We start from the raw sequence: 13682 nt of genomic DNA, 5'->3' as shown, positions 1-13682 counted from the left end.
GATCAATTGTACAGCACATGCAACCAAAAACAACAAAAAGGTGAACAAACATTTTGAATAACAATCACATAAAAAAACACTAAAATCGTCTGTTTGATGATTATCAGAGAAAAACATCACAATATTTACTAAAATATTCTTTCATAGAGCGCTTAATTGATTCAAACTTTTAAAGTGTTACAGCGTCACACATTTACATTGTAAATCCAGTGTTTTCACGGAACGATTACATCTTCAAGCTAGATTACGGATTATGTAAAATGAACAACGAAACATCGAGAACTGTTAAGATAGCATTAAACATTGCGGTATTGAGCTGTCTTGATCATGGTTCCAGAGTAAATAAAGCCAAGCGACAATAACGACCTTGGAAGAATGATCAAGGTAGGCACTTGATCATTCTTCCATGAATAGCCAGAGAAACGGAAGCATGATCATGAGTTACCGGACAAAAATTGAGAAATCATTGCAAAGTAGAGTGCGATCCCGGGATCGGAACAATGATCAAGTATATTAGCGCTCCGGAAGCATGAAGTTTTCCGGCTAATTTACGGTAAAATGTAGGCAGACTGGGGCATGAGACAAAACGGCCAAGCAAAAACACCGGAACGATGAACGTTGCTAAGAATCTTTGATATGTCCCTATATCATGATCATGCTTCCTAACTTTTAAAGTAGCCGCTCAATGAGTAGACTAACGCAGTGTAAATATTAAATATTTACCCACTTGACTCATTTTTATCCAAAATGGGAACAAAACGGATGAATTGACACATACTTGATCATTGTTCCGAGGTAAATATATGCCGCAAACACCTGTAATTAGGAAAGAGGATTAAAAATAATCTCCCGCTTCTGTGGATAACCTGTAGAAAGTTCATGATCATTGTTTCGAGACTATTTTGATCATGTTTTCATTAACTTGATGATCATGCTTACCGAAGGATATGATCATGCTTTCAAGTTATTGATGATCATGTTTTCTAAAATAGATGATCATAGTTCCGAAGTGCCAATCTATAAAAGCCATTCATAACAACAAGTTACAAAGAAGTAAAACGCCAGATCAATAGATCATATAATCAATTAAGATCATAATAATCAAAAAGATCAGTTATTTAAAAAACAACAATTTTTCTTTATTTATGATCTATTTTTCTTTATTCTTCGGAACCATAGCATAACTACGGCTAGTGTGATCTGGATCTAAAATGACAGCTGAAGAAAAAATTCTAATTAAAGCACCAAGGAGCCACAAAGATGGCCATCTTTTTGAAGTGCACGAATCCTCTGCGGATTGGGTAGAGCAATACCAGCACTTTAAAGGGGTCACTAAAAGCATCTTAGAGTTGCTTAATTTGATCTCATTGCGAGGCTTCAGCAGCAAAGATGGACTTGTTTCAACGACCGAAATTGTCGAAGCAACCGACGGTCAACTTACTCGCGCGGCTCTGCAGCAGCGTCTACGGGCTGCGGTTAATATTGGATTATTTACCCAAACACCAGTTCGTTTTGAAGAAGGTTTGGCCGGAAAAACCATGCTTCATAAATTTGTTAATCCTAATCAGCTGATTTCAGTATTAGGGGCAACCAGTTTAGTGACGGAGAAAGTTCGACAGAGTGAAAAGCAAAAACGCTCTAAAGCGCTGGCTCAAACGCAAGTAAACAAACGCTTATTGAATGAGTATGGCTTGAATACTCCGCCAACGATGAAGGATGAAGCCGATCAATTTGTGGTATCACCAACAAATTGGGCAGGGATCATAGATCAAGCTCTTGCTCCTCCTCGAACACGGAAAAGTTACCAAAAGTCCATGGTATCCATCTCTGGTACGAAAGCCGTCATTGAAACTCGATCGTCGAAAAATATCATGACAGTCGATGATCTTATGACATTGTTTGCTCTGTTTACGCTCACTGTTCAATATCACGATCATCACAAGGATCAATACCATCTCGATGCGGCACATGTACCGAATAAAACACCATTGTACATCACGGATATTTTGTCACTACGCGGTAAAAAAGACAGTGGACCAGCTCGTGATTCTATTCGTGACAGTATTGATCGTATTGAGTTTACCGATTTTCAATTACATGAGTTAACGGGTCGTTGGCTTAGCGAGAACATGCCTGAAGGGTTCAAGAGTGATCGTTTTCGCTTTCTTGCTCGAACCATCACCGCTTCTGAGGAAGCCCCATCAGAAGGTGCGGATGGTGAAATTAGAATAAAACCTAATTTGTATATTCTCGTTTGGGAACCTTCGTTTTATGAAGAGTTACTCACACGCGATTACTTTTTCCTTTTTCCTCCAGAAATACTCAAACAACACACTCTGGTCTTCCAACTTTACTCATTTTTTCGTAGTCGCATGGTGCGACGTCACACTGACAGCATGCTTCTCAGTGAATTGAACCAAAAGTTAGCCCGTAATATCGAATGGCGACGTTTTTCTATGGATCTTATTCGTGAATTAAAACGCTTATCCGATGGGAAAGGGACCGACGATCTGTTTGTCGTGAATTTATGGGGATATCACTTGACGATCGAAACAATGATCGAGAATGGTAAGATCATGGATTATCAAGTGGACATAAAATGCGATGTTGAAGAAGTATTACGTTACTCTCGAGCTCGTACCACTAACGCTGGTAAGCGCAATATGGCACCTACACTGCCAAACCCACTGCGCAATGAGCTAGTTAGCCGACAACAGTTAGAAGAGCTCTCAGGCATCATAGATGGCGAATTTGAGCCTATCCAACGCAAAGCTCGTTCTCCACGAGGGAATTTAGGACGACGAGTAAAGCAAAGAAAGCACCTGGTTGAAATCAATGCCGACGAGATCACCATTACCTTATCTAAATATACATCCTCAGAGGCTCTAGAACGCAGTGTAACGGCGTTATCCGCAATGACCGGGCACTCCTATGCTTCAATCAAAGAAGAGTGCTTAGAGTTTATTGAGAAGCTAGATTGGTTGAGAGTAGGGGAGGAGCCCATCCCCTACGAAACATTGAGTAAAACCGTTGAGTTATTTAATACCCAAAATGACATCAAGCACTTAACGATCGAGCGTTTGATCGCAGGACTGGCTGTACGACGTAAGGTTTGTCGACAAATTTATGATGGCCACATTGACGAAATGGTATTTCGCGCGCTCGATGAAATGGCTATTTAGGCTTAATCAAGTAGCATAACCTCTTGATCATTCTTACGAGCGTCCAGTTTTGAGATCTTCGTTCCAAGCGATTGTTTATGTTCAGTAAAGTTGGTGCTTCATAGCGCGATGCCAGAATTCGGCGTGTGATTTTTATGATTGAAAATAGACTTAACTCTAACAAAGTGATGACAATTTGACCCTAGGGCACGACTAATATTAAACACGAATAGACAACCTTTTGTCCTTTCTGATGATTAATAGATTGGCTCATATATTGTTACATTCATTCTGAATAGATTCGCGAGTTTCGTCCAACGAGACTCGCTTTTTTTTGTCTAAGATATCTAAGATACTTGATCATGTTTTCGGTTTAATGCATTACTCCATGATCATGCTTCCCAATTCCATTCCAGTTCAATGTCTGCATGAATGCCATGTGTGACTCGATCAGGTCGTGTGCGTGTTGTTGCCATTTCTTTTGATCGTGCTGTTGATTACAGAATTCTAAAGCAAGCACTGTTAGATGACGTAAGCGTTTTATACACCAACGCCTGATCTCGATATCGCAATTGTGTTCATAAACGGCGCGTTCTAATTTGGCGCTAGCGTAGATCAGAATACGATACGCCTTTTCTTGTTGGTGGTATTTGGTGTGCTCATAAACTCTTAAACACCCATCTAACCAACATGCGATCGCTTTACTTTGTTGACCAGTCAGCTTTGGACCAAACACAGTATCAGGAGCTTGATATAAGAGCGCTTCTAGTGGTTCTATTTGATCAAGCCTTTGTGATTCATACCAGCTAGAAATGTGCTTTTGCCACACATTCAGTTCCATCCTGGCCCCCTGTTAGTGATACCAATCGGAGTAAATAACTGGTCATCTAGCTTGTTAAAATATTCGATAACTTCGTTGCCTTTCTCGTTTATAAAGTAGGTTGATTGCGGAATAACTACTTGTCGAAAAATTGCGCCCTGTTATCAAGCATTTTTCCTACGCTATTTCTGATCACTTATACTGTGATTGGTCTAATAAAATGTTGGCGGTGTTGACACTGCGTATTTGCACTGTCTTATCCAGTTTCAGTTTCAGTTTCAGTTTCAGTTTGAATCACCTAAGCTGAAATTGCCAAATAAGGCTGAGTTTGTTTTTCTGCCGCTAAGTGAATGCATGAAGAAAGCTAGGGTCGATAATTTACTTCGGATTTTTGTTTAACTACATGGAGATGTTTGGCAGGGGAGTCTTTCGATGACGGACAAAAATGAGAGCTAGATCAGCACACTTTTCATAAGGTTAATCCTTCAAATTTAATCCTAAATCTGGTGTTTGGCAAAGCTTTAATGATTAATCTATTACCAAGTTAATGAAAGGGCGGTTGGGCTCACAATTCCCTACAGTTTTTCTTATCAGTGTTGATGGGTTTTGCTATAGATTATCCATCGAAAACATGGTGTGTTCGGAGGAAATATGTCCATTAATTCTATCGACCATGAAGAGATGAGTAACATCGCTCACAAGTGGGAATTACCCGAAGAAGAAACCGGTGTGCAACCTGAAAAGTCAACCAAGTCGGCTGAAGCCAGAAGACGTATAGAAGCGCTCCGTGAAATCCGTGAAAGTGGCCTAAGTATTGAAGAAGCACGAGAGTTGGGCCTCATACATTGATTGTATTTTTCAACAGGTATCTAAAATATTCTAGGGTGGCCATGGGTCGCCCTTTTTATTTTGGTGAGTGGTCTAACGCGCTAACTTAACCATTTACTTATCTCGAATTTACTTATCCAGAATGGTATAGGCCAGTTGCGCGTAATCAAGATTTGTCACCTATTGTTGCTATTTTACAGTGTAAATAGCGAATACTATTTATCAGATTTCGATTTGACAGGGGCCCACATTGAAAACGCTTGCCAAAACGTATGAAGTAACTTGAAACTGATCAAGTTAACTGCGTTTCTATTCTGCAATTGCGACTCGGTATGCTATAGTTCGCGGCTAGTATTTAAAGTACCTGAGGCTGTGAATGTCGTTTAATCTATCCTTATTGCCGCCTGATGAAAAAAACAAAATCGAACTGGATAAACAAGCATCGTTTTTGGTTTGGAAACTCAGAGAGGCCAAATCTGGCCCTGAAGCAATAGAAGAGCAGCTTTCGAAGATTCGTGATGCTGACGAAAAAGCGTTTTTTCAGCAATCGGTCGAAAAGTACAAACGAGTAATGGGTGTCGCATAAAGCGGCTCATCGCCTTGATAGAGATCGTGTTTCTCATACCGAGCTGAACGATGAATGAGATTATCTCCCTATTACTTTGCTGAGCGAAAATTGAAAAGGTTTCGCTTTTTGCTAAAATCCTTCGCATTAAATTTGAATTTAGAGAGACATCCCGATGGGAAGAAGTTTTGAAGTGCGCAAAGCCTCAATGGCGAAAACAGCAGGCGCAAAAATTAAAGTTTATTCCAAATACGGTAAAGAAATTTACATGTGCGCGAAAAATGGTGGTAGCGACCCAGACATGAACTTGTCTCTTCGTCACCTAATCGCAAAAGCAAAAAAAGATCAGGTTCCTGCGCACGTTATCGATAAAGCATTAGATAAAGCGAGTGGCGGGGGTGGTGAAGATTACCAACCTGCACGCTACGAAGGTTTTGGCCCTGGCGGTACTAGTGTTATCGTTGACTGTCTAACAGATAACGGTAACCGTACGTTCCAAGATGTGCGCCAATGCTTTGTTAAAGTTGGAGCGAAAATTGGTGTTGAGGGTTCGGTTTCTCACATGTTTGATCATCAAGCGGTATTCCAGTTTAAAGGCGATGATGACGAAGTCATTCTAGAGACGCTAATGATGGAAGACGTCGATGTAACCGATGTTGAACTTGAGGATGGTGTAATCACTGTATTTGCACCGCATACTGAATTCTTCAAGACTAAGACTGCTCTAAACGGTGCATTTCCTGATTTGACTCTTGATGTGGAAGAGATCACTTTCGTCCCTCAAACTCATACGCCTGTTGCGGGAGAAGATGCAGAGAAGTTCCAGAAGTTCTTAGACCTTCTCGATGATTGTGATGACGTTCAGCAGGTTTACCACAACGCTGAGCTGTAATTTATTCATTTTCGTGGTTGTAAAAAAGCTTCCATCAGGAAGCTTTTTTTTTGCCACTATGGTCCACATTAGATATCACTCAAAGGAGAGTCTTGGTTATCGAAGGAAGGTGATACCAATCGTAGTAAATAACAGCTCTATCATTAGGGAGGATGAAGAGAACAATAATAAACAATATGAGGCGATATGAATCAGACAATTTCTATTGGGGCGTTAGAGTCCTTCATGGTTGCAATCAGTGTCCTTTTTCTTGGCAATTTCATTAATGCTAAGCTCCCAGTGCTAAAGAAGTTCAACATACCAGAACCTATCGTGGGTGGCTTAATCATAGCCTGTATCATTACTGCTCTTCATTTTAATGGTCTCGATTTAGAATTTGACTTACCGTTGCAAAACACATTCATGCTGATGTTTTTTTCAACGGTAGGATTAGCTGCAAACTACACTCAACTAATAAAAGGTGGCGCGAAAGTGTTTGTCTTTCTCGCGGTGGCTTCCTTTTACATCATCATTCAAAATGGGGTAGGTGTCTCTCTGGCTACTGCGTTGGGTTTAGATCCGTTAATGGGACTTATCGCAGGTTCGATTACACTCTCAGGCGGACATGGTACCGGTGCAGCGTGGTCGCAGACTTTTCAAGATGTATATGGACTAAACAACGTATTAGAAATTGCGATGGCGTCGGCAACATTTGGCTTGATCATTGGCGGAATCATCGGTAGCCCGATAGCCGAGCGTTTGGTCGACAAGCATGGTGTTGAATCTGAATATGGGCGCAGCGCCAAAACGCACGAAAAGTTTCCGGAGTTGGTGACATATAACCAGTATGAAGAAGACAAAGTCACCGCAAGGAAAGTGGTTGAAAAACTGTTCTTTCTACTGATTTGTGTCACTGGGGCAAAATATTTGGAACAATGGGTGAATACACTCAATATTACGTGGCTGATGATTCCCGATTTTGTTTATGCGTTGTTTATCGGGGTGATTGTCACTAACGTTCTAGAAGTCACCAAAATTCGTAAATTGCATGCGGAAACCGTGGATATGCTTGGCACCGTCTCGCTGTCTCTGTTTTTAGCCATGGCACTAATGAGCCTAAAACTGTGGAACATTTTTGACTTGGCGATTCCATTTCTTATCATTTTAGCGGTTCAGTCCGTTGTATTGGCATTCTTTACTTACTATGTGACGTTTAAAGTCATGGGACGAAACTACGATGCTGCGGTGATTGCAGGTGGCCACTGTGGTTTTGGCTTAGGTGCTACGCCAACCGCGGTGATGAATATGGGCTCAATCGTTAATCGATATGGACCGTCGCCTCAGGCATTTATGGTCGTACCTATTGTAGGGGCGTTTTTTATCGACATCGTCAACTTGATCATTCTACAAGGTTATATTTCGTTCCTCGGATAAAGAAATTTTTCACCATAGCCCTATAAAAAACGGTCACTGCGTAGTGACCGTTTTTTTTTGGAGTAGTGCAGTCTTATTAAGAGACTGTGCGGCTGAATTTTAGGCTTGCTGTCCACGCAAAAATACCAAGAAAGGTATAAATACCAATATACGTCCAGCCTATCTTAGGGATCTCATCAAACGGGTTGGCAGCGATGAGCGCACGTAGTGGCAGAGCGAATATTTCAGTGAAAAAATCATCAATGCCGTAGTATCCAAACAGGCCAATTGGCATCCAGCGAAGGGTATAAATGATAACTAATAGGAGTACCAAAGGTGAGTTTACCTTCTGTGAGATCGCCATTGCACTTAATGCTAGTGGCAGTAATAACACACCGACTAATCCCATTCTGGCGACAAACTCTACCCAGTGCAGCAATACATAACCGAGCGAGGTTTGACGGTACAAAAATTCGAACTGATAGTCAGAATAGATATTGATAAACCACAACATCAAGTCCGACGCGAGGACAAGGAGCGAGCAAACTAATGGAATAACCAGCAGGCCGAACCCCAGCTTCGCGACATGAGTTTGAACATTGCTAATAGGCATACTACGCCAAAACATGATACTGCCTTCTGCGCGTTCTTTATGGAGCGTTCTTGGGAAGTATTGAGTCCCCAGTAGGATAGAGAGTAAACCCGCACCACCAGCGATTAAGAGGTGAACATTGTTACTCAGTGATTTTTGCATATCACTTAAATCTCCCCCGAAACTGATATGAAAGAATACACCGTGTTCTAGGGTTGAGCTGCTAATTAGACTGATAAATAACACCGCGCCACAGCCAAACATAAAAAGTGGTAAGCGATACACCAACGGATTTTCCCACCATTCTTTGCGTAACATCGCTAGAAGAGAATGCATTATATGGCCTCCTTTTGTAGCGCCAAAAATATATCTGCTAATTTAACTTGATAACACTCTCCCCAACCATCAACCTGCGCGGTGTATTTTGAGCGAAGCAGCCATTTGGTCGTTCCCAGTCCTTTTTGTGATGACAACGGATTCAATGCTTCGATTTTTTGTTGGTAGTCATCACTGGCATCGAGAATGAAGTAGTCATTGCTGATGCTATCCATGGTATTTTGGAAAACAGGACGACCATGTTTGAGGATCAGAACATCTGTCAGTAAATGCTCAATTTCGGAGACCTCATGACTGGTAATTATTAATACACGTTCACCATCATGAAACCATTCTAATAAATGACGATAAAAGGTTTCACGATATACGAGGTCGAGACCGAGTGTCGGCTCATCAAGTATCAAGATCTGTGTATTGGTGGCAATAACGATCGATAGATGCAATTGTACTTTCATTCCCTTTGAGAGCGATTTAATACGCGCTCTTGGCTTGATGTCGGTCTGTGTTAGGAGCTCATCCGCTTTGGTCCGGTTAAAGCCTGGGTGTACCCCTTGTGTATAACTTAATAGTTGTGCCACGGTCATCCAATCAGGTAGCACATTTACATCCGATATATAGGAGAGGTTACGCATGATCTTGTCACGTTGCATGATCGGCTCATAGCCATTAATACGAATGTTTCCTTGGTATTCGTGTACACCCAGTAGGGCATTGATTAGTGTTGATTTTCCTGCGCCATTGTGGCCGAGAAGGCCAAGCACTTGACCTGCGTGCAAATCAAAGCTGACTTCATGCAATGCCTCGCCTTTTTGATGATAGTGCTTAGAGAGGTTTTTTACACTGACTAATGCGCTCATTGGTCACCCTTAATGTGTGGTTTGAGTTGCTGGATCAGTTCGTTGAGCGACATGTCCAGACGCTGTAATGTGTCGGCAATCTGTGGAATTTGTTCGTCGAGAAATCGGATTTTTTCTGCGGCTAAGAGTTTTTGTTTGGCTCCGATTGTGACAAACATGCCTTGGCCGCGTTTCTTTTCTATCAAGCCTTCATCGACAAGAAGTTGATAGCCTTTCATCACGGTCAGGTGGTTGATCTTCATGTCTGCTGCGACACGACGAACCGAAGGCAATGGTGAACCTTCTTGCCAAATACCTTGTTGAATTTGATGGATGATCTTATCCGCTAACTGACGAAAAATCGGTTGGCGATCATGCCAATGTGCCATGGTTGAGCCCTTTAGCTGAATTGGTGCTATATATAGGTATAACACTCAGATACTAAGGTAGACATTGGCATAAAAAAATAGTTCAAAGTTAGAAAGGGAGAAGCTGTCATCTGTGGGGTAACAGCGTGCAAAAAAGACCCCCTATGAGAGTAAACTCACAGGGGGAGGTTGATTATGACGTTTATCTTTAGAGTTTTTTGCCTTTAGACATGAAAAAGGCTTTACGCTTAAAAGCCTTTCGCTTAGAAACCTTTGATGTTCTCTGCTTCTAGTTCAGCGAAGTATTTCACTGTCTTCACCTTTAACTCTTGTTGTGCAGCATCGTCACATACGATAACCGCTTTCGGATGGAGCTGTAGTGCTGAGACTGTCCATAGATGGTTAACACAGCCCTCGACAGCGGCTTGAAGTGCTAAAGCCTTGTTGTGACCTGTTACTAGGATCATCACTTCTTCCGCATCAAGTAGTGTTCCCACACCGATAGTCAATGCATATTTAGGTACTTGGTTAATGTCACCGTCAAAGAATCGAGAGTTTGCGATGCGCGTATCTTCAGTTAACGTTTTGATACGTGTACGAGAAGAAAGAGAAGACGCTGGTTCATTGAAAGCAATGTGACCATCATTACCGACACCACCCATGAACAGGTTGATCTTACCGTACGACTTAATCTTGTCTTCGTAGCGCTTGCACTCGGCGTCGTGATCGTTTGTGTTACCGTTTAATAGGTTAATATTTTGTTCTTGAATATCAATGTGGTTAAAGAAGTTGTTATACATGAATGAACGGTATGACTCTGGGTGATCGGCTGCAATGCCGATGTATTCATCCATGTTGAAGGTTACAACGTTTTTGAAGCTCACTTGACCTGCTTGGTAAAGTTCAATCAGTGCTTTATAAGTTGCTAGAGGAGTGCCACCAGTCGGTAGACCCAGAACGAATGGACGCTCAGCAGTAGGTTTAAAATCGTTGATTCGTTTTGCAATGTGCGCGGCTGCCCACTTGCCTACTTGTGCTGCTTGAGTTAACGGGATAAGTCTCATTTTGTGCCCCTAGTTATTGGATTTAAGATGCAGTGATACATTAATTCGCATTATAAAATAAGTATTCCGTGTCTGCCAACATTTTAGGTCAAAAAATTGTTTTTTATTTAATCGATGTGCTTTTTTTCACCAATCATGATTTGAGTATTGAGATGTTTGGGGGCTTTTTTCTCTCGTAACTAAAGTCTGTCAGTAATAAGTTTACGACTTAAATTAAGTTTAATTTTCTATCGCTTAGTGTCGTTACAGACGTCGTGCTTGGTAGGCGAGACGTTCGAGCAAGCTCAGATATGGCATGCCGCTGTTTTTTTGACCATAATTGAAATGTCTGCACAGGTAAGGAAATCGTTATGAAAAATGAACTCGATCCGAGCAAAGTATTGCAAGCTTACGAAAACGTGATGAATAACGGTATGCCAACCGATTTGGGGAAAATTTACGAAGGGATTGAAGCGTTTTCTGACTATGATGGTTACAACGTATTTTTACGAGGAAATGGCGTAGAATTAAAAATTGGTTTCCACAATACGTATCATCTTGAGTACGACCAAGAGCACTTGAAAGAAAGCTTTTTAAAGAAAATCGCTATGCTAGCGAAGTAGATGGGATTAGAAAAGGAGGTGTGATGTAGTACGCAACACGCTCTTTTTGAAAAAATCCCTCAGGGTGTTCGCATCTGTAGCGCTGGGGAATGAGAACTCAGTACGGCAAATGAGGTTGTACTGAGTTCTTAAAATACCGTGGTTGGTGTATTAATCTTCTTCGACCAAGACGTCTTCTGTGTAGTCTTCCAATGCTTCTGGTTTGTTACGACCATTCAACGTGTGGAAACGTTTGCGTCCTCGTGCGAGTTGGGTGTACTTTAACCAAGTGCGCTCGATTTTGGTCTTTGCCTTACCAGGGTTCTCTAACACTTTAACGAAGTGCTTTTCTTCGCTGTTCTCTGGAGTCAACTCGCCTGATTCAAGACCAAGCATCGTATCTCCATAAATTGTTAGGATTTCCTCTTCTGTAAGAGTAAAATCGCCAGACTTTGCAAAGCCACGTGGAAATTTTACGTTATCGTAAAATCGTTTTTTGCCATGACGGAATTCAGTGTCAGACATATCAACAGCCTCTATCACCGTTATTGATTAATGTAATTAACTAGGGTGAAAATTAGGCTTAAAGTCAGCAAAAGAAAAACAAATTTTTTTTATCGTCATGATTGTGTATCGTTGTTAAATTAACCGAGAGATGGTTTATGGATGTAAAGGTCTTTAGAACATTTTTAGAGCTGGCAAGAGTTCGTCATTTTGGACGAGCTGCCGAGAACCTGTATATCACCCAAGCAGCGGTCAGTGCGCGGATTAAACAGCTCGAAGGTTATTTCGACACTCAACTGTTTATTCGTGATCGCAACAACATAAAACTCACCTCTGCAGGTGAGCGGTTGATTAGTTATGCCGAAGTAATGGTCACGACGCTGCAACAAGCCAAGTTGGAATTGTCACTTGACGATGGGAAAGCTCTGCAGCTGACTTTAGGTGGTACTCCTAACATTTGGGACGCTTACCTTCAGAACTGCCTGAGTGTGGTCACTGATTCCTTTGGTGGGTATGGCTTTATGGCCGAGGTGATGGGGCGTGAAATGTTGAGCCGCAGTTTGCTTGACCGCACGCTCGATATGGCATTTGCCTTCGATCAAATCAAAGCAGATGAACTAAACTGTAAAAAAGTGGCAGACGTTGTTCTGGTGTTGGTTTCGACACAACAAGATTCATTAGATGCGGTATTTGAACATAAATACGTGTACGTCGACTGGGGTACTCGTTTTGCTTCTGAACACTCGGAAAGACATCCTAAAATTCCTGCGCCATATCTGCGTACCTCGACGGCTCGTATAGCCCTAGACTTTATCTTAGAGAAGGGTGGGGCGGCTTACTTGCCAGTGTCACTTGTTGAGCCGTTTATTGCTAATGGCCAGCTTTACAAGGTATCTGAAGTGGAAGATTGGCAACGACCTATTTATTTAAGTTACCGCAAGGCCAGCTCTTCGGTGGATGCCATAAAGCAAGTGGAAGAAATCGTCAAAGAAATCGACCCGTTAACCGCATATAGCTTGCAACAAATAGGCTCTGGTTTGCCTGAAGAGTAAAATCTCTCGACGTTCAGATTTCTTGAACTGAAAAAGACCCTGAGTGTTGTCAGGGTCTTTTTGCTTTTACTGGTTGCTGCCAATATATTCATCAATCCTGATGTGGTAGGCAGTGATATTGATCGTTGCTTGAACGATTATGAAAGCTTTTTGTTCAGCAAGTTGTCCAGTCCTACTTTACCTGCACCTGAAAATGCCAGTGAGACGCTCGCGGCGAGTAGCGCTAGACCAAACTCGTAACCGTTGTTCGATAGGAATAGCCCGTTTTCGAAGTGAACGGAGAAGATCGCAACAACCATGGTGAACGCTGTGACAGCTGCGGCTGGTCGAGTGAGTAGACCAAGCAAAAGTAATAAGCCACCAAAGAACTCTCCACTACCCGCTAAAAAGGCCATTAATATGCCCGGACCTAAGCCAATTGAATCTAGCCATTGTCCTGTGCCTTCTAAGCCATAACCACCGAACCAGCCAAACAACTTCTGTGAGCCGTGCGCCATAAAAATGATTCCGATAGGAATGCGCAGTGCTAGTGTGCTGAAGCCCGCATTTGATGTCGTGATTGTCTTAAGTAGTGCTTTCATCATTCTGTCCTCAATGGCAATTTTGATACGTAGGAGTGATTCTCCCCTTGCTGTTGAGTACAGTTTAAGCACCTTATACTTGGATAAACACAATAGGTTCCCGATTAACT

Annotated in this window: 14 protein-coding genes; 7 read left to right on the top strand and 7 right to left on the bottom strand. The window is 41.9% G+C overall.

Going from position 1 to position 13682, the window contains the following annotated elements; genetic code table 11:
• Positions 1–1211: 1211 nt before the first annotated feature.
• Positions 1212–3182 carry a replication initiator protein RctB domain-containing protein gene (locus ONE56_RS19800; protein WP_041155170.1) on the top strand — a complete coding sequence of 657 codons (1971 nt, stop codon included), beginning with the start codon at positions 1212–1214 and terminating at the stop codon, positions 3180–3182.
• A gap of 352 nt (positions 3183–3534) precedes the next feature.
• Here ONE56_RS19800 and ONE56_RS19795 read toward each other — a convergent pair whose 3' ends face one another.
• On the bottom strand, positions 3535–4002 hold the full coding sequence (locus tag ONE56_RS19795; protein WP_041155171.1) for a hypothetical protein: 468 nt from the start codon (positions 4000–4002) through the stop codon (positions 3535–3537).
• 630 nt (positions 4003–4632) lie between these two features.
• On the opposite strand from ONE56_RS19795, the gene ONE56_RS19790 reads away from it, so the two are divergent.
• From ONE56_RS19790 to gltS, 4 genes are all read left to right on the top strand, one after another.
• Positions 4633–4830, top strand: a complete 198-nt coding sequence (locus tag ONE56_RS19790; RefSeq protein WP_041155172.1) for a PA3496 family putative envelope integrity protein — start codon at positions 4633–4635, stop codon at positions 4828–4830.
• A 355-nt stretch (positions 4831–5185) separates the two neighbouring features.
• Positions 5186–5395 carry a DUF3283 family protein gene (locus ONE56_RS19785; protein WP_041155173.1) on the top strand — a complete coding sequence of 70 codons (210 nt, stop codon included), beginning with the start codon at positions 5186–5188 and terminating at the stop codon, positions 5393–5395.
• Positions 5396–5549: 154 nt separating this feature from the next.
• Complete coding sequence (locus ONE56_RS19780; RefSeq protein ID WP_041155174.1) at positions 5550–6266, top strand: YebC/PmpR family DNA-binding transcriptional regulator; 717 nt, start codon at positions 5550–5552, stop codon at positions 6264–6266.
• Positions 6267–6452: 186 nt separating this feature from the next.
• Entirely contained in the window at positions 6453–7679 is a 1227-nt protein-coding gene (gene gltS / locus ONE56_RS19775; RefSeq protein ID WP_041155175.1) for a sodium/glutamate symporter, read from the top strand.
• Between the two features lie 76 nt (positions 7680–7755).
• Here gltS and ONE56_RS19770 read toward each other — a convergent pair whose 3' ends face one another.
• From ONE56_RS19770 to nagB, 4 genes are all read right to left on the bottom strand, one after another.
• Positions 7756–8586, bottom strand: a complete 831-nt coding sequence (locus tag ONE56_RS19770; RefSeq protein ID WP_331437953.1) for a hypothetical protein — start codon at positions 8584–8586, stop codon at positions 7756–7758.
• Positions 8586–9443 carry an ABC transporter ATP-binding protein gene (locus ONE56_RS19765; protein ID WP_423840818.1) on the bottom strand — a complete coding sequence of 286 codons (858 nt, stop codon included), beginning with the start codon at positions 9441–9443 and terminating at the stop codon, positions 8586–8588. Before ONE56_RS19765 ends, ONE56_RS19770 begins: the two co-directional genes overlap by 1 nt.
• Complete coding sequence (locus ONE56_RS19760) at positions 9440–9811, bottom strand: GntR family transcriptional regulator (RefSeq protein WP_331437955.1); 372 nt, start codon at positions 9809–9811, stop codon at positions 9440–9442. The genes ONE56_RS19765 and ONE56_RS19760 overlap by 4 nt, the downstream gene beginning before the upstream one ends.
• 242 nt (positions 9812–10053) lie before the next feature.
• Positions 10054–10854: a glucosamine-6-phosphate deaminase gene (gene nagB, locus ONE56_RS19755; RefSeq protein WP_041155178.1), complete on the bottom strand. Its 801-nt coding sequence runs from the start codon at positions 10852–10854 to the stop codon at positions 10054–10056.
• 350 nt (positions 10855–11204) lie between these two features.
• On the opposite strand from nagB, the gene ONE56_RS19750 reads away from it, so the two are divergent.
• Positions 11205–11456, top strand: a complete 252-nt coding sequence (locus tag ONE56_RS19750; protein WP_041155179.1) for a DUF3081 domain-containing protein — start codon at positions 11205–11207, stop codon at positions 11454–11456.
• Positions 11457–11606: 150 nt separating this feature from the next.
• Here the strand turns inward: ONE56_RS19750 and ONE56_RS19745 are convergent, their stop codons facing one another.
• Positions 11607–11960 (bottom strand): DUF413 domain-containing protein, encoded by a 354-nt coding sequence (locus tag ONE56_RS19745; protein WP_041155180.1) that lies wholly within the window; start codon positions 11958–11960, stop codon positions 11607–11609.
• Between the two features lie 137 nt (positions 11961–12097).
• On the opposite strand from ONE56_RS19745, the gene ONE56_RS19740 reads away from it, so the two are divergent.
• Positions 12098–12991, top strand: coding sequence for a LysR family transcriptional regulator (locus ONE56_RS19740; RefSeq protein ID WP_331437957.1), 894 nt, complete (start codon positions 12098–12100; stop codon positions 12989–12991).
• 137 nt (positions 12992–13128) lie between these two features.
• On the opposite strand, the gene ONE56_RS19735 is transcribed toward ONE56_RS19740, so the two are convergent.
• The gene (locus ONE56_RS19735) at positions 13129–13572 is read right to left on the bottom strand and encodes a DoxX family protein (protein ID WP_041155230.1); all 444 of its coding nucleotides are present in this window, start codon (positions 13570–13572) and stop codon (positions 13129–13131) included.
• Between the last annotated feature and the right edge of the window lie 110 nt (positions 13573–13682).

The organism is Vibrio mytili, from assembly GCF_049563345.1.
GTDB lineage: Bacteria > Pseudomonadota > Gammaproteobacteria > Enterobacterales > Vibrionaceae > Vibrio > Vibrio mytili.
This window is presented reverse-complemented; position numbering and strand designations above follow the sequence as displayed.